Genomic DNA, 16640 nt, shown 5'->3' with positions numbered 1-16640 from the left:
GAGTTCGTATGAATCTCAAAGGCAAGACCGCTCTGGTCACCGGCTCTACCAGCGGCATCGGCCTGGGTATCGCACTGGTACTGGCCGAAGCAGGCGCCAACCTGCTGCTCAATGGCTTCGGTGATGCCGAGGCGGCCACCAATGCCGTGGCCGCGTTCGGCGGCAAGATCGGCCACCACCCGGCGGACGTCTCCGATCCACAGCAGATCGAGGCGATGGTCGCCTACGCCGAGCGTGAGTTCGGCGCCCTCGACATCCTGGTCAATAATGCCGGCGTCCAGCACGTAGCGCCCGTGGAGAGTTTTGCTCCCGAGCGCTGGGACGCGATCATCGCCATCAACCTGTCCTCGGCGTTCCACACCACCCGCCTGGCATTGCCCGGCATGCGCCAGCGCAACTGGGGGCGCATCATCAATATCGCCTCGGCCCACGGGCTGGCTGCGTCACCCGGCAAAAGCGCCTACGTGGCGGCCAAGCACGGGCTGATCGGCCTGAGCAAATCCGTGGCGCTGGAAACCGCCACCACCGGCATCACCTGCAACGCCATTTGCCCCGGCTGGGTACTCACGCCTCTGGTACAGGCGCAGATCGATGCCCGCGCCGCCGAGAGCGGCGACAGCGAAGCTGAACGGCGTAACCTTCTCGCAGAGAAGCAGCCGTCTCTGGAGTTCGTGACGCCCAAACAGCTCGGCGAACTGGCCCTGTTTTTGTGCAGCGATGCCGCCGCCCAGGTGCGCGGCGCGGCCTGGAACATGGATGGCGGCTGGCTGGCACAATAAATGGAAACCGGCAGGGCTGAACGGCCCTGCCCGCGAATAAAAAAGTAGTGAGGTAACCCAATGCAGCAACCGCTCTGGACGCCCACGGCCGAACGCATCAGCGCCACGCGAATGGATGCCTTGCGCCGCTTCGTCAACAGCCGCCACGGCCTCGCTCTGGCCGACTACCCGGCGTTGCACGCCTGGAGCGTGAGCGAGCGCGAAGCGTTCTGGCAGGCCATCGTCGACGTCTTCGACATTCGCTTCAGCCAGCAACCACGTGCCGTGCTCGAAGAAGGCCCGGCCATGCCCAGCGCCCACTGGTTTCCGGGCGCCACGCTGAACTTCGCCGAGCATCTGCTGCGCCGCCGCGACGAGCGCCCGGCCATCGTCGCCGTGGCCGAAGACGGCAGTCGCGAGCAGCTGAGTTACGCGCAACTGGCCACCCACGTTGCCGGCCTGCAGCGCAGCCTGCGGAACGCTGGAGTGGGCGTCGGCGACCGGGTCGCCGCCTTCATGCCCAACACCTGGCAAACCCTGGTCGGCATGCTCGCCACCGCCAGCCTCGGCGCCACCTGGTCAAGCTGCTCGCCGGATTTCGGCACCCAGGGGGTGATCGATCGTTTCGGTCAGATCGAGCCCAAGGTGCTGATCGCCTGTGCAGGTTATCGCTATGCCGGCAAGAACCTCGACCTGACCGGCAAGCTCAACGACATTCTCTCGCACCTGCCCACCCTGCAGCAGTTGGTCGTGGTGCCCTATGCCAATACCGGCTGCCAGGCCGGGGATTTCCACACCCAGGCCCGGGTCGAGTGCTGGAACGACTTTTACCGCGCCGAGGGCGAACCCGTCTTCACGCCCGTGCCTTTCGAGCACGCGCTCTACATCCTCTATTCCAGCGGTACCACCGGCGTACCCAAGTGCATCGTCCATGGCGCCGGCGGCACACTGCTGCAGCACGTCAAGGAGCTGGGCCTGCACGCCGACGTGACGGCCGACGACACGCTGTTCTACTACACCACCTGCGGCTGGATGATGTGGAACTGGCTGGTATCCGGCCTGGCCCTGGGCGCCACCCTGGTGCTGTACGACGGCTCGCCCTTCCACCCCGAGCCCACGCGGCTGATCGACCTGATCGACGCCGAGGACATCAGCGTGTTCGGCACCAGCGCCAAGTTCATCGCCGCCCTGGAAAAGGCCGGCGCCAAGCCACGCAGAACCCACCGGCTGAACCGGCTCAAGACCATTCTCTCCACCGGCTCGCCGCTGGCCCACGAGAGCTTCGATTACGTGTACCGCGACATCAAGGCCGATGTCTGCCTGTCGTCCATCTCCGGGGGCACCGACATCGTCTCGTGTTTCGCGCTCGGCAACCCCGTGGCGCCGGTGTACCGCGGCGAAATCCAGTGCAAGGGCCTGGGCATGGACGTGCAGGTGTGGAGCGACGACGGCAAGGCGGTGACCGACGACAAGGGCGAGCTGGTCTGCACCCGGCACTTCACGTCCATGCCGATTGGTTTCTGGAATGACCCCGATGGCGAAAAATTCCGCAGCGCCTACTTCGAGACCTTCCCCGGCATCTGGGCACACGGCGACTACGCGGAAGAAACGCCCCATGGCGGGCTGATCATCCACGGCCGTTCGGATGCCGTGCTCAACCCCGGAGGCGTGCGCATCGGCACCGCCGAAATCTATCGTCAGGTAGAGAAGATCGAACAGGTGCTGGAGTCCATCGCCATCGGCCAGCAATGGGACGGCGATGTACGTGTGGTGCTGTTCGTGCGTCTGCGCGATGGAGTACAGCTCGACGAAGCGTTGCACAAGCAGATCTGCCAGGTGATCCGCGCCAACACCACGCCGCGCCACGTGCCGGCACGGATCATCGCGGTGGCGGATATCCCGCGCACCATCAGCGGCAAGATCGTCGAGCTGGCGGTGCGCAACGTGGTGCATGGCCAGCCGGTAAAAAATACCGATGCGCTGGCCAACCCGGAGGCGCTGGAGCTGTATCGCGACCTGCCGCAGCTACAGGGCTGAAGCGAGCCGTCGGTCGCCGCTGGCGATCGACGGTGACTCCGCGCAAACATCCCGGCCAGCAGGGCCACGGGCGATGCTCATCCTACTAACGGTTCACAGATATCCTGCCCGGCACGTTCTATACTCGTGATATACCGCCAAGGAATGTCTGCGTTGCGCCTTCTTGCCTGCCTGCTTCTTTTGCTGCTGCCCTGCTCGCTGCCTGCCGAGCTGCGTGATATCCAGCTTTACATGCCGGACGCGCCGCCATTGGCTCTGCATGGTGATGACGGCCACGGCATCACCGGCGACATAGCAGTCATGGCGCTGCAGCGGGCCGGCTATAACCCGGTGGTGGTCAATGCCCCCTGGGCGCGTGCGCAGAAGCGCGCCCAGGAGTCGCGCGACGTGATGGTCGTGCCGCTCTCGCGTACCCCGCAACGGGAAGAGCATTTCACCTGGGTGGCCAATATCCAGCCGCTGTCGCGCGCCTTCTTTACCCTCGACAAGCCGGTGGCCAGCCTGGAAGAGGCGCGCCAGCGCTACCGTCTGGTCGCCGTCGGGCTGGGCTCCGCCCAGGAAGAAATTCTCAGGCGCAGTGGTTTCCAGGACGAGCAACTGTATGCGCTGAAGCTCGGTGACCAGCCGATCCAACTGGTCAGACGCGGCCGCGTGGACGCCTGGTTCACCACCGAGCTGGAAGGCCGGCACGTGTGGGATGAAGGCCCAGACCTGGCGATGAGCGCGTTGCTGGCGCCGCTGGACATGTACATCGCCTGTTCGCTGCAATGCGATCCGCAGGTGGTCAAGGCCGTGCACAGTGCCCTGGAAGACATGCGCAAGGACGGCAGCCTGCAGCGCATCACCGAGCGCTACGTGCCAAAGCGCTAGGCCCATCACCGATTGCGGGGTGGCGATTTTTCTGCTCGACTGCGCACCTACCCCATTCGAGGAGTCAGCATGGCCAGCTATCAGGCCCTCTTCGCCATCGGCGAGTCTTTCGACGCTTTTACCCATCGCGGCCTGCCCGACGAAATCGCCGCAGTAGCGCGTGTACAGGAACGTCTGAACGCCAGCGATACGTTCGACGCCACAACGCTGCAACGCCTGCAATCCGTAACAGGGCGTTATCACCTGCTGGCGGCTGGCGAAATGTGGTGCCCTGACTGCCAACTCAATGTTGCGGCGATGCACCATATGCAGACCCTGCAGCCGCGTATCGATTTAGCGATCATTACCAAGGGCCGTGCCGAAGACGAGCTGCGTGATCGCCTGGCGCTCGAGCGCATCCTGATTCCGGTTGTCGCCGTGCTCGACGAGCACTTCGAACTCATCGGTCGCTTCATAGAACGGCCGCAGGCTGTCATCGACGGCGGCGAGGCAGCCAAACCGGACTACCGCGCCGGCCGCTACCTGCAAAGCACGCTGACCGATCTGCTGGAGCTTATCGAGGCCCACGAAGGCCGGGCGCCAATCGGCACCTGACAGGCGCGGGCGCCGCGATTGCTGGCACAATACGCGCCCCCCGAACGAGGAACCCATGATGGCAAAGGCTATGGCCCGCCACATTCTGGTCAAGACCGAAGCGCAAGCCGCTGACCTGAAAAAGCGTATCGCCGCAGGCGAGGCCTTCGACGTGCTGGCACGCAAGCACTCGACCTGCCCCTCCGGCAAGAAAGGCGGCGACCTGGGCGAAGTACGCCCTGGGCAGATGGTGCGCGCCATCGACCAGGTGATCTTCAAGAAAGCGCTGCGCGAGGTGCATGGGCCGGTCAAAAGCCAGTTCGGCTATCACTTGGTGCAGGTGTTCTTCCGCGACTGAGTGCGTTCCATGCACAGGCGGTTACAGCCGGTCGCCTTGGGCTGCGCCGCACCTATCAAGCTGGCAGGATGGACGCCAACGCTGCAAAAGGAGATGAACGATGACGTTTGGACCCCTGGTAACAACCGAGTGGCTGGCACGTGAAGGCAATGCCGCGGACGTGGTGCTGTTCGACGCCAGCACCTACCTGCCCAACGAAGCGAAGAATGGCCGCGCCGAATACCTGAAAGCGCATGTTCCCGGCGCCCGTTTTTTCGATATCGAGGCCTTTTCCGACCCCGACACAGCGCTGCCCCACACCGTGCCGTCCCAAGGACGCTTCGCGCGGCTGATCGGCGCCGAAGGCGTGGGCAACGACGCCCGGGTGGTGGTGTATGACCAGAAGGGGCTGTTCTCCGCCGCGCGCGCCTGGTGGCTGTTTCGCTATTTCGGTCACCTGAATGTCGCGGTACTCGATGGTGGGTTGCCCAAGTGGCTGGCCGAGCGGCGCCCCACCGAATCCGGCGAGCCGGCTGCGACGCGCGAACGCAGCTTCCAGACCAACGTGCACAGCCGCAAGGTACGCGGCTTGGGCGATGTGCTGGAAGCAATCGAGCGCGACGACACGCTGATACTTGATGCCCGCGCTGCCAACCGCTTCGATGGCAGCACCGCCGAAGCACGCCCGGGAGTCGCCTCCGGGCACATCCCCGGCAGCCACAACCTGCCTTACAGCCGCCTGCTGCGCAGCGACCACACCCTGCAGCCAGCCGATACCCTGCGTACTTTGTTCAGCGCAGCGGGTGTCGATGGCAAGAAGCCGGTAATCACCAGTTGCGGCAGCGGCGTTACCGCAGCGGTATTGCTGCTGGGGCTGGAAGTGGCCGGGCTACCGGAAGGCGCCCTGTATGACGGTTCCTGGACCGAATGGGGCAGCCGCGCCGACACCCCGAAAGCCATCGGCGTGGTGTGACGTCTCGTCGCCCGCCTCGACCGGCGGGCGCCTATAGCGCGTGAGACTGGTACAACGCGCTCAGCGCTTCGCCTCGCAGTTGCGCCAGCTGCGCCGAGCGGCGATCACGCGGGCGCGCCACCGACACCGCCAGCTCACGCTGCAAGCGGCTGGGCGTACCGCCGAGCATCAGCACCCGATCACTCAAGTAGAACGCCTCGTCCAGGTCATGGGTGACCAGCAGCACGGCGACTTCATAGCGGGCCGCCAGCTCCGCCAGCAGATCCTGCAGTTTCATCCGTGTGAAGGCATCCACCGCGCTGAACGGCTCGTCGAGCAGCAACACGCGTGGTTTGCCATACAACGCCCTGGCGATAGCCACGCGCTGCGCCTGGCCGCCGGACAGCTGCTTGGGCAAGGCGTCGCCGCGGCCCTGCAGGCCGACGTCAAGCAGCAGCCGTTGCACCCACCTGTCATCGCCTACCCCGCCGTCCGCAAAACCGATGTTCCCGGCCACGCTCAGCCAGGGCATCAGCCGCGGCTCCTGAAACACCACGCCAACGCCGTTGCCACGTACGCGACTGAGGTGCCCGTCGAGCTGCAAACCGCCCAGAAAATCGCGATCCAGCCCGGCCGCGATGCGCAGCAGCGTGCTCTTGCCGCAGCCGCTCGGGCCGAGCAGGCTGATCACCTCGCCCGCATCAAGGCTCAGGCTGACATCTTCAAGCACCCGCACACCCGCAAAGGCCTTGTGGATGTTGTGCAATTGCAGCAGTGCACTCATGCGCCGCTCTCCCCGCCCTGATAACTGTCTCGCCAACGCAGGGCGCGGTTTTCCCAGGCCTTGAGCAGGCTGTCGCTGAGTTTGCCAAGCAGCGCCAGCAACAGGATTGCGGCGATCACCAGATCCGGTCGCGAGGTTTCCCGCCCATCGCTGAGCAGGTAACCGAGGCCGCGGGTGGCGGCGATCAGCTCGGCGGCGACCAGGAACATCCAGCTCAGGCTCAGCGCACCGCGCAGCCCGGTGAACAGGCTTGGCAGCGCAGCCGGCAAGAGAATGCGCCGCACCAGCGCCAGCGTCGACAGCCCGTAGAGCTGTCCCACTTCCACCAGTTTGCGGTCGATATTGCGGATACCGGCCAATAGCGCCAGGTACACGGGAAAGAACGCGCCCAGGGCGATCAGTACGATCTTCGGCGTTTCGTCGATACCCAGCCAGAGCAGCAGCAAGGGTACCCAGGCCAGGCTGGGGATCGCCCGCAGCGCCTGAAAGGTCGGTTCCAGATACGCCTCGGCACGCTGGCTCAGCCCGACCCAGGTGCCGATAACGATGGCCAGCGCTGCACCGATCAGGAAGCCGGCGCCGACTCGCAACAGGCTCGCGCTCAGGTGCCGCCACAGCTCGCCGCTTTGCGCCAGCAGGTGCAGCGTCTGCGCTACCTGGCTGGGCGCGGGCATCTGGTGACTCGGCAGCACACCGCTGCGCACCAGGGTTTCCAGCAGTGCCAGCAACAGCACCGGCACCACCCAGCCACGTAGGTCGTTCAATCGGGGCCGCCACGCTGGTACAACACGGCTGATGGCAAGGCTTAGCGCCTTCATCAGTTACCTGCCCTGGCTACGGGCTGGCCGATCACCTTGGCCGCCAGTTGCGGCGCGATCAACTGATCGACCACCAGCGCCACGTCGGTGCCCGGGCGCACCAGCTGCTCTTCAAGCAGGATCGGCGCCGCCGCTTTCAGCGCCTTGACGTGCTCCGCACCGGGCTGCGAATTGCTGAAATCCGTACGTGAAAGCTGCAGCCTGGCGACCTCCAACGGCAGCCTGGCTTGGTCGGCGAGCAACTGGGCCAGCGCATCAGGATGGGCAATCGCCCATTGGCGCGCCTGCTCGTAGGCCGCGATGACCTGCTGGACCAGTTCCGGCTGCTGGTTGGCGAAGGTCTCGGTCACGCTGAGCACGCTGTAGCTGTTGAAGTCGCGGTTGCGATAGAGCAGGCGCGAACCAGCCTGTAACTCGCTCGACGCCATCAGCGGATCGAGCCCGGCCCAGGCCTGCACGTCACCCCGTTCCAGGGCCACACGGCCGTCGGGGTGCTGCAGGTGGACGATCTCCACGTCGTTCTTGTTCAGCCCGGCTTCGTGCAGGCTCTGCAGCAGGAACAGGAAGGGATCGGTGCCCTTGGTGGCAGCCACCTTCTTGCCTTTGAGGTCGGCCACGGACTTGATCGGCGAATCCTTGGGTACCACCAGCGCCGTCCACTCCGGTCGGCTGGCCACGTAGACCGTGTTGATTGGCGCACCGTTGGCGCGGCTCAGCACCGCGGCCAGGCCGGCGGTGGAGGCAAAATCGGTACTGCCGCCATTGAGGTATTCCAGCGAGCGGTTGCTGCCTTGGCTCAATACCCATTTGACACTGATACCCTGCGGCGCCAGGGCTTTCTCGAGCAGCCCCTGCTGCTTGAGCACCAGGCTGGTGGGCGCGTAATAGGCATAGTCCAGGCGCACCTCTTTGGGAGGCGCAGCGTAAACGGCGGCGGGCAGCCAGGCGCTCAACAGGGCGGCCAGACCGACACCCAGGGTCAGTTTGTTCATGCTCATCTCCTCGTAAATAAAGGCGCCTTCCAACCCGTTGGCGGGCCGGTCAGGAGATGTCATTGCAAGCGGTCGCGCCGTGCGGCAGACAGTGGAGCCGTTGGCGGCTACCGCGTTGCGGTGTGCAGAATGTGTGTTGCCGAGGGGCCGATACGGTGGTTCGCTGCCAGCCAGATCACCAATTTACGAGAGGCGGCTTAATCCCTAAAAAGAATTGTTTTCTCGGTTCTAGTAACAAATTTGCATAACGGTTCCAACTCTATGCCAGGCCTAAGCTAATGACTAAAAAATATTTAGTGCGGGTTTTCCAGATGACATAGCGTTGCTGCACCGGATCACCGGACCTCTCCCTTTTCACTCCCAGCTCGCGTGATCCGCTCGCATTTGCGGCCGCACGCGCTGCCATCGAGGCCCGTTATGTCCAATCCGCGTTCAACGCCTTCACGTGCTGCGCCCCATCCCGGCTACTTCCCCGTTTGCGCGACGCGATCTACCGGGATCAGTGCGCCATGAACGCCGAGGCCCATGTGCATGCCCATCCGGGTGACGAGTCCCTATTCGCGGCGCACCTGTTTCCCGCCGATTTCGGCAACCGCACCGCCAAGGTCGAAGGCCTGGCGCGGCGGCTGTCCGCCAGTGCCGTGCAGCGCGACCGCGCAGGCGGCACTGCCACGGCCGAGCGCGAACTGCTGCGTGACAGTGGCTTGTTGAGCCTGGCCGTGCCCCAGCAATACGGCGGCCAGGGAGCGCCATGGCCGGAGATCTACCGCATCGTGCGCTACCTGGCAGCGGCGGACAGCTCCCTGGCCCACCTGTTCGCCTTCCAGCATCTGCAGGTGGCTACCGTGCTGCTGTTCGGCACTCCCGAGCAGCAACGTCACTGGCTGACGCGCACGGTCCAGGAACGCTGGTTCTGGGGCAATGCCACCAATGGCCGCGACACCGGGCTGACGCTCAGCACCCGCGAGGAACACTTCGAGCTCAACGGCAGCAAGTCATTCTGCTCTGGCGCACTGGGCGCCGATGCGCTGGTGATCAGCGCGCCACGGCACGGCAAGGCGGATGACCGCGTATTCATCGTGCTGCCCAGCCAACGCGAGGGCCTGGCGGTGAACAGTGATTGGGACGGCTTCGGCCAGCGCCAGACCGACAGCGGCACGGTGCAGTTCGAGCAGGTGTTCGTCGACAGCCGCGAGCTGCTTGGCCCGGCTGGTCCCAGCCCGCGCACCAGCCTGCGCGCCTGCCTGTCGCAATTGATCCTGACGCAGCTGTACCTGGGTAACGCGCAGGGCGCACTGGACGCGGCGCTGCGCTACACCCGCGAGCACAGCCGCCCCTGGCCGGCGTCCGGGGTCGCTCAGGCCAGCGAAGACCCGTTCATTCAGCAGCGCTACGGCGAATTGTGGCTGCGCTATCGCAGCGCCCTACCCTTGGCCGAACAGGCTGCGCAGCGCTTGCAAAGCGCCTGGGAAAAACCAGCCCTGACCGCCACCGAGCGCGCCGAAGTCGCCCTGGCCATCAGCGAAGCCAAGGTGGTCGCGGTTCGCGCAGCCCTCGACATCACCAGCCAGATCTTCGAAACCATGGGCGCGCGCGCCACCAGTTCGCGCTACGGCTTCGACCGTTTCTGGCGCAACGTGCGGGTGCACAGCCTGCACGACCCCATCGACTACAAGGTGCGCGATCTCGGCCACTGGCTACTCAGCGGCCAAGGCCCGCAACCCTCGTTGTACAGCTGATCGCGCTCATTCACCCAAGCCGTTCGCCACCGGACCACCGGAGCCTCGATTCTCGCCGCAGCGCGCGCCCACCCACGCGCCGCTGCGTGCACATCCATACGATGAGGTTCACATGGCCAGTCCGATTACCCTTGAGGACAGCGTATCCGACCAGGATGTCGCCCCTGCGCTACACCCTGCCGCCTTTCTCGTCAGTGACGCCGAAGCGCTGGAGGCCGCCCACGCCCTGGCTCGCGCCGCCGAGGCCGAGGTGATCGTGCGTGACCGCGAGCGGCGCCTGCCGTGGGAGTTGGTGGAGCGTTTCACCGCCAGCGGCCTGGGCAGCATCGCCGTGCCGCGTACCTACGGCGGCCCGCAGTTGTCGTACGCGACCATCGCCGAGGTGTTCCGCATCATCAGTGCCGTTGATCCGGCGCTGGGGCAGATCCCGCAAAACCACTTCGGCCTGATCGGCCTGCTGCACGCCGCCGCCAGCCCGGAGCAACAGCAGCGCCTGTTCGCCAGCGTGCTCGCGGGCTGGCGCATTGGCAACGGCGGCCCGGAGCGCGGCAGCAAGCACACTCTGGATATCCAGGCGCGGCTGACCCAGCGAGGCGGCCGCAAGCTGCTCAGTGGTGAAAAGTTCTATTCCACCGGCGCGCTGTTCGCCCATTGGGTAACCGCCAAGGCGCTGGACGATCAGGGCCGCCCGTGGCTGGCATTCATCCAGCGCGGCCGCCCGGGCCTGCGCATCGTCAACGACTGGTCCGGCTTCGGCCAACGCACCACGGCCAGCGGCACCGTGCTGCTTAACGAGGTGGAAGTCGACGAAAACAACCTCGTGCCGCTGTGGCCATTGGCTGACAAGCCGAGCATCCAGGGCGCGTTTTCCCAACTGATCCAGGCGGCCATCGACCTTGGTATCGCCGACGGCGCCCTGCGCGATGCCATCGCCTTCGTGCGTGACAAGGCGCGGCCGTGGATCGATGCCAAGGTCGAGCGTGCGGGTGACGACCCGTACGTGATCGCCGAGGTCGGCCGCCTGCAGATCGAACTGCACGCCGCCGAAGCGCTCCTGCACAAAGCCGCTCGCGTGCTCGATGAAACGGTTGCGGCGCCCATCGACGCCGAGGCAGCTGCCCGCGCCTCTATCGCCGTGGCTGAAGCCAAGGCGCTGACCACCGAGGTTTCCCTGGCCGCCAGCGAAAAGCTGCTGGAACTGGCCGGCAGCCGCGCCACCCTGGCCGAGTTCGGCCTCGACCGCCATTGGCGCAACGCGCGTACCCACACCCTGCACGACCCGGTGCGCTGGAAGTACCACGCCATCGGCGCCTGGCACCTCAACGGCGGCCGTCCAAACCGCCATTCCTGGATCTGACCCATGAACGCACCTTTCAATACCGCCGCGGTGAAGATCCGCGACGACGCCCAGGCGCTGGCCACTGCCGACCGCCTGGGCGAGCATTTCGCAACCGGCGCAGCCGAGCGCGATGCCACACGCCAGTTGCCCTACGGCGAGCTGGAACAATTCAGCCAGTCAGGCCTAGGCGGCATCAGCGTGCCCACGGTGCATGGCGGCGCGGGCGTCTCCAGCGTTACCCTGGCCAAGGTCATCGCGCGGATTTCCCAGGCCGATGGCTCGCTCGGGCAAATCCCGCAGAACCATTTCTACGCCCTGGAAGTGCTGCGGGTAAACGGCAGCGAGGCGCAGCAACGCCGCCTGTATGCCGACGTATTGGCTGGCCAGCGCTTTGGCAATGCCCTGGCCGAGCTGGGCACCAGGACCGCGCTGGATCGCAACACGCGCCTGGCCCGCACGGCCAGCGGTTACCGTATCGACGGGCGCAAGTTCTATTGCACCGGCGCCCTCTTCGCCCAACGCATCCCGACTCTGGCGATCGACGAAAACGGCGTTGGTGTCCTTGCCTTCGTGCCGCGCCATGCCGACGGCCTGCAGGTGATCGACGACTGGAGTGGCTTCGGCCAGCGCACCACCGGCAGCGGCAGTGTGGTGTTCGACGGCGTGGCAGTGGCTGCCGATGACGTGGTGCCGTTCCAGAGCGCTTTCGAGCACCCGACCACCGTTGGTCCGTTCGCCCAGTTACTGCACGCGGCCATCGACACGGGTATCGCCCGTGCCGCTTATGAAGACCTGCTGCACTTCGTGCGACACAAGTCGCGGCCGTGGATCGATGCTGGTATCGACAAGGCCTGTGATGACCCGCTGACCCAACAGGATATCGGCAAGCTGCGCGTTCGCCTGGCCGCCACCGAGGCGCTACTGGAGCGTGCAGGTGAATTCGTCGACCGCGCCCAGGCCGCGCCAGATGCCGACAGCGTAGCGGCGGCCTCGATTGCGGTGGCCGAAGCCCGGGCGATCAGCACCGAAACCTCGCTGCTGCTGGGCAGCAAGCTGCTGGAACTGGCCGGCAGCCGCGCCACCCTCGCCGAGTACGGCCTCGACCGCCACTGGCGCAACGCGCGCACCCACACCTTGCACGACCCGGTGCGCTGGAAGTACCACGCCGTTGGCGACTTTTACCTCAACGACCGTCTGCCGCCGCGCCGGGGGACGATCTGATGAGCAAACAGATCCTTCTCAACGCGTTCAACATGAACTGCGTCGGGCATATCCATCACGGTTTGTGGACGCATCCGCGCGACCAGTCGACTGACTTCAACACGCTGAGCTACTGGACCGAGCTGGCCCAGTTACTCGAGCGCGGGCTGTTCGACGGCCTGTTCATCGCCGACATCCTCGGCGTTTACGACGTGTACCAGAACGGCATCGACCTGCCCCTGCAGGAAGCCATCCAGTTGCCGGTCAACGACCCGCTGCTGCTGGTGTCCGCCATGGCCGGGGTCACACAGCACCTGGGTTTCGGGGTGACCGCCAACCTCACTTACGAGGCGCCCTACACTTTCGCCCGGCGGCTCTCCACCCTTGATCACCTTACCGGCGGCCGGGTCGGCTGGAACATCGTCACCGGCTACCTGGAAAGCGCGGCAAAAGCCATGGGCCTGAGCCAGCAGGTCGAGCACGACCGACGCTACGACCAGGCCGACGAATACCTGGAGGTGCTTTACAAACTGCTCGAAGGCAGTTGGCAGGATGACGCCGTGGTAGCAGACAGACAACGGCGCGTTTATGCGCAGCCCGGCAGCGTTCACAAGGTCCGCCACCATGGCGAGTTCTATCAGGTCGAGGGTCACCACCTCAGCCAGCCCTCGCCGCAGCGCACGCCGCTGCTGTTCCAGGCCGGTTCGTCGGCGCGCGGTTCACGCTTTGCCGGGCAGCATGCCGAATGCGTGTTTATCGGCGGCAATAGCATTGATGCGGTGCGCAGCGAAGTCGACAAGGTGCGTGCCAGCGCCCTCGCCGCCGGGCGCGAGGCCGGCGCCATCAAGGTGTTCATGGGCATTGCGGTGATCGTCGCACCCAGCGAAGCCGAAGCGCGCGCCAAGCACGCCGAGTACCTGCGCTACGCCAGCCCGGAAGCCGGCATCGCGCACTTTTCCAGCTCCACCGGGATCGACCTGGCCGCCTTTGGCCTGGACGAACCGATTCAGGCGCGCAAAACCAACGCCATCGAATCCGTAGTGAAAACCTTCGGCGGCTGGACCAAGCGCCGCCTGCTGGAACAACACGCGCTTGGTGGTCGTTACCCGCTGGTGATCGGCTCGCCCGCCCAGGTAGCCGACCAGTTGATCACCTGGATCGACGCCACCGGCCTGGACGGCTTCAACCTCACACGCATTGTCACCCCGGAGAGCTACGCCGACTTCATCGATCTGGTGGTTCCCGAGCTGCAACAGCGCGGGCGCTACAAGACCGCCTACGAAGACGGTGCCCTGCGCCACAAGCTGTTCGGCAACGGCCCACGGCTGCCCGCCAATCATCCCGGCGCAGGCTGGCGCGATCCGGCACGCCTGCAACGCGAAACCACCAGCCACCACAACCTGCAAGGCTCAGCGCAAACGCGCTGAGCCTGCTTTGAACACAACAAGGATGCTAATCATGATTAAAACCTTGAAAACCCTGACCGTCGGCGCCCTGCTGGCCGCTTCATTGGCCCATGCCGAGCCGGTCCTCAAGCTCGGCACCACCGCGGCCTTCGCGCCGCCTTTGGAGGCCGCCGTGGCCGAGGCCAAGAAGCAAGGCCTGGACGTGGAGCTGATCGAGTTCACCGACTGGATCGCCCCCAATGTCAGCCTGGCCAATGGCGACATCGACGTGAACTATTTCCAGCACATTCCCTTCCTGGAGAACGCCAAGGCCGAGCGCGGCTACGACCTGGTGCCAGTGGCCCGCGGGGTGATCAACAACGTGGGCCTGTACTCCAAGCAGTACAAGGATTTCGCCAGCCTGCCGGACGGCGCCAAGGTGGCCATCGCCAACGACCCGGTCAACGGCGGGCGCGGCCTGCAACTGCTACAAAAGGCCGGGCTGATCGAGCTCAAACCGGGCGTTGGCTACAAGGCGACCCAGCAGGACATCACCGCCAACCCGAAGAACATCCGCATCATCGAGCTGGAGGCCGTGCAGTTGGTTCGTGCCTATGAAGAGGTCGATGTGGTGCAGGGCTATCCGGCTTACATCCGCCTCGCCAACACCTTCGATGCAGGCTCCGCCCTGCTGTTCGACGGCGTGGACCACCCCGAATACATCATCCAGTTCGTTGCCCAGCCGGCCAAAGCAGAGGATCCGCGTCTGCTCAAGTTCATCGAGATCTACCAGCACTCGCCGGTCGTGCGTGCCGCGCTCGACAAGGCCCACGGCAAGCTCTACCAGGCCGGCTGGGAGAGCTGACATGAGCGGCTTCGATCCCCATTTGCAGCAGGCGGCCGAGGCCAGCCTGGCTGCCAGCGTTCACCTGCATTTCGACAAGCTCGGCAAGGCCTATCAAGGCGCCGCGGGCCCGGTACAGGCGCTGGTCGATATCGACCTGTCGATCTGCCGCGGCGAAGTGTTCGGCATCATCGGGCGCAGCGGCGCGGGCAAGTCGTCGCTGCTGCGCACCATCAACCGCCTGGAGCAACCCACTAGCGGCCGGGTGCTGATCGATGGTATCGACATCGCCGGCTACGACCAGGATCGACTGGTGGCGCTGCGCCGACGCATCGGCATGATCTTTCAGCACTTCAACCTGATGTCCGCCAAGACCGTGTGGCAGAACGTCGAGCTGCCCCTCAAGGTCGCTGGCGTGCCGCGAGATCCGCGCCAGCGCAAGGTGCGCGAATTGCTCGAACTGGTCGGCCTGCAGGACAAGTACGACGCCTACCCCGCGCAGCTCTCCGGCGGCCAGAAGCAGCGCGTGGGCATTGCCCGTGCCCTGGTGCACGACCCGCAGATTCTGCTCTGCGACGAAGCCACCAGCGCGCTGGACCCGGAAACCACCCACGCCATTCTCGGCCTGCTGCGCGAGATCAACCAACGCCTGGGCCTGACCGTGGTGCTGATCACCCACGAGATGGCGGTGATCCGCGAGATCTGCGACCGCGTGGTGGTGCTGGAGCGCGGCGAAGCGGTCGAGCAAGGGCCGGTGTGGCAAGTATTCGGTGCGCCGCGCCACGAGGTTACCCGCACCCTGCTCGCTCCGCTGCAACACGCCCTGCCGGCAAGCCTGCAGCAGCGCCTGCAAACAGAGCGCGGTAGCAGTTCGGATGATCTGGTGTTGCGCCTGCATTTTTCCGGGAGCGGCCTGGAGCCGGATTTGCCAGCGTTGGGCGCCGCACTGCGCGGCAGCGCCACCTTGCTCGACGCCAGCCTGGAACAGATCCAGGGTCATGCCGTGGGTCATCTGCTCCTGTCTGTCGGCCCATCGGGCATCGCCCACGAAACGCTTATCGAAAACGCCCGTTCGCTGGCCGACCACGTGGAGGTACTGGGTTATGTCGCTGCTGGTTGAACGCCTCTGGCAAGGCTTGCTGGACACGTTGCTGATGGTCGGTGTGTCTTCCCTGCTGGCCCTGCTGGCAGGCATTCCGCTCGCGGTATTTCTGGTCACCAGCAGCAAGGGCGGTATCTTCGAGGCGCCCCGCCTGAATCAGGTGCTGGGCGCCATCGTCAACCTGTTCCGCTCCATCCCCTTCCTGATCCTGATGGTCGCGTTGATCCCCTTCACCCGCCTGGTTGTTGGCACCACCTATGGCGTCTGGGCTGCGGTGGTGCCACTAACCATCGCCGCCACGCCGTTCTTCGCACGCATCGCCGAAGTGAGCCTGCGTGAAGTCGACCACGGCCTGATCGAAGCCGCCCAGGCCATGGGTTGCCACCGCCGGCACATCATCTGGCACGTGCTGCTCCCTGAAGCCCTGCCTGGCATCGTCGGTGGTTTCACCATCACCCTGGTCACCATGATCAACTCCTCCGCCATGGCCGGCGCAATCGGCGCAGGTGGCCTCGGTGACCTCGCCTACCGCTACGGCTACCAGCGCTTCGACACACAGGTGATGCTCACGGTGATCGTTGTGCTGGTGGTGATGGTCAGCTTTATTCAGTTTGGCGGGGATAAGTTGGCGCAGCGGTTGAATAAGCGGTAAGGCGAGAGGTCTTCCCTGCCAAAGCAAGCCCTGATTTTCAGGGGCTTGCTTTAACTATGTCGCAGAAATACGACGTGGCTAAGCACCTTGCCTATCCGCAACAGACGGACGCCGGGCAAATCGAGAACGGCTCAGCGCAATTTTCTCCCGCACTTGATCGAGCAGGCGAAACGGCTGCCATCGCGGCCCCGAGGGCAGCCTGGGATGAGCGGCCGGTGGCTGACGTGGTTTGCCGTGCAATCGCACCCGGCTCATTGA

The 16640-nt window shown here is 65.1% G+C and carries 16 protein-coding genes; 13 read left to right on the top strand and 3 right to left on the bottom strand.

Annotation, left to right across the window (positions count from 1 at the left end; genetic code table 11):
* The first annotated feature begins 8 nt into the window (after positions 1 to 8).
* The 6 genes from ACZ0AV_RS00750 (at position 9) to sseA (ending at position 5548) form a co-directional block, all read left to right on the top strand.
* Entirely contained in the window at positions 9 to 779 is a 771-nt protein-coding gene (locus ACZ0AV_RS00750) for a 3-hydroxybutyrate dehydrogenase (protein ID WP_499149264.1), read from the top strand.
* A 60-nt stretch (positions 780 to 839) separates the two neighbouring features.
* Entirely contained in the window at positions 840 to 2795 is a 1956-nt protein-coding gene (locus tag ACZ0AV_RS00745) for an acetoacetate--CoA ligase (RefSeq protein WP_499149263.1), read from the top strand.
* A 153-nt stretch (positions 2796 to 2948) separates the two neighbouring features.
* Positions 2949 to 3665 (top strand): substrate-binding periplasmic protein, encoded by a 717-nt coding sequence (locus ACZ0AV_RS00740; RefSeq protein WP_499149262.1) that lies wholly within the window; start codon positions 2949 to 2951, stop codon positions 3663 to 3665.
* Between the two features lie 69 nt (positions 3666 to 3734).
* Complete coding sequence (locus tag ACZ0AV_RS00735; protein WP_499149261.1) at positions 3735 to 4259, top strand: thioredoxin family protein; 525 nt, start codon at positions 3735 to 3737, stop codon at positions 4257 to 4259.
* A 58-nt stretch (positions 4260 to 4317) separates the two neighbouring features.
* Complete coding sequence (locus ACZ0AV_RS00730) at positions 4318 to 4596, top strand: peptidylprolyl isomerase (protein ID WP_499153255.1); 279 nt, start codon at positions 4318 to 4320, stop codon at positions 4594 to 4596.
* A 100-nt stretch (positions 4597 to 4696) separates the two neighbouring features.
* Complete coding sequence (sseA, locus tag ACZ0AV_RS00725) at positions 4697 to 5548, top strand: 3-mercaptopyruvate sulfurtransferase (protein WP_499149260.1); 852 nt, start codon at positions 4697 to 4699, stop codon at positions 5546 to 5548.
* Between the two features lie 31 nt (positions 5549 to 5579).
* Here the strand turns inward: sseA and ACZ0AV_RS00720 are convergent, their stop codons facing one another.
* The 3 genes from ACZ0AV_RS00720 to ACZ0AV_RS00710 are packed head-to-tail and all read right to left on the bottom strand — an operon-like array spanning position 5580 to position 8121.
* Positions 5580 to 6311, bottom strand: a complete 732-nt coding sequence (locus ACZ0AV_RS00720; RefSeq protein ID WP_499149259.1) for an ABC transporter ATP-binding protein — start codon at positions 6309 to 6311, stop codon at positions 5580 to 5582.
* A complete protein-coding gene (locus ACZ0AV_RS00715; protein ID WP_499149258.1) occupies positions 6308 to 7129 on the bottom strand; it encodes an ABC transporter permease in 822 nt (273 codons plus the stop codon). The genes ACZ0AV_RS00720 and ACZ0AV_RS00715 overlap by 4 nt, the downstream gene beginning before the upstream one ends.
* Positions 7129 to 8121, bottom strand: coding sequence for an aliphatic sulfonate ABC transporter substrate-binding protein (locus ACZ0AV_RS00710; protein WP_499149257.1), 993 nt, complete (start codon positions 8119 to 8121; stop codon positions 7129 to 7131). The genes ACZ0AV_RS00715 and ACZ0AV_RS00710 overlap by 1 nt, the downstream gene beginning before the upstream one ends.
* Positions 8122 to 8630: 509 nt before the next feature.
* Between ACZ0AV_RS00710 and ACZ0AV_RS00705 the strand changes: the two genes are divergently transcribed.
* The 7 genes from ACZ0AV_RS00705 to ACZ0AV_RS00675 all read left to right on the top strand — a co-directional run bounded on the left by ACZ0AV_RS00705 (position 8631) and on the right by ACZ0AV_RS00675 (position 16382).
* On the top strand, positions 8631 to 9860 hold the full coding sequence (locus tag ACZ0AV_RS00705; RefSeq protein ID WP_499149256.1) for an acyl-CoA dehydrogenase family protein: 1230 nt from the start codon (positions 8631 to 8633) through the stop codon (positions 9858 to 9860).
* Between the two features lie 112 nt (positions 9861 to 9972).
* Positions 9973 to 11217: an SfnB family sulfur acquisition oxidoreductase gene (locus ACZ0AV_RS00700; RefSeq protein WP_499149255.1), complete on the top strand. Its 1245-nt coding sequence runs from the start codon at positions 9973 to 9975 to the stop codon at positions 11215 to 11217.
* 3 nt (positions 11218 to 11220) lie between these two features.
* Positions 11221 to 12420, top strand: a complete 1200-nt coding sequence (locus ACZ0AV_RS00695) for an SfnB family sulfur acquisition oxidoreductase (RefSeq protein WP_499149254.1) — start codon at positions 11221 to 11223, stop codon at positions 12418 to 12420.
* The gene (locus tag ACZ0AV_RS00690) at positions 12420 to 13826 is read left to right on the top strand and encodes an LLM class flavin-dependent oxidoreductase (protein WP_499149253.1); all 1407 of its coding nucleotides are present in this window, start codon (positions 12420 to 12422) and stop codon (positions 13824 to 13826) included. Before ACZ0AV_RS00695 ends, ACZ0AV_RS00690 begins: the two co-directional genes overlap by 1 nt.
* 31 nt (positions 13827 to 13857) lie before the next feature.
* Positions 13858 to 14649, top strand: a complete 792-nt coding sequence (locus ACZ0AV_RS00685; RefSeq protein ID WP_499149252.1) for a MetQ/NlpA family ABC transporter substrate-binding protein — start codon at positions 13858 to 13860, stop codon at positions 14647 to 14649.
* 1 nt (position 14650) lies between these two features.
* Positions 14651 to 15748: a methionine ABC transporter ATP-binding protein gene (locus ACZ0AV_RS00680; protein ID WP_499149251.1), complete on the top strand. Its 1098-nt coding sequence runs from the start codon at positions 14651 to 14653 to the stop codon at positions 15746 to 15748.
* Entirely contained in the window at positions 15732 to 16382 is a 651-nt protein-coding gene (locus ACZ0AV_RS00675; RefSeq protein WP_499149250.1) for a methionine ABC transporter permease, read from the top strand. The genes ACZ0AV_RS00680 and ACZ0AV_RS00675 overlap by 17 nt, the downstream gene beginning before the upstream one ends.
* Positions 16383 to 16640: the final 258 nt, after the last annotated feature.

The sequence above is a fragment of the Pseudomonas sp. AC532 genome, from assembly GCF_979258965.1.
This window is presented reverse-complemented; position numbering and strand designations above follow the sequence as displayed.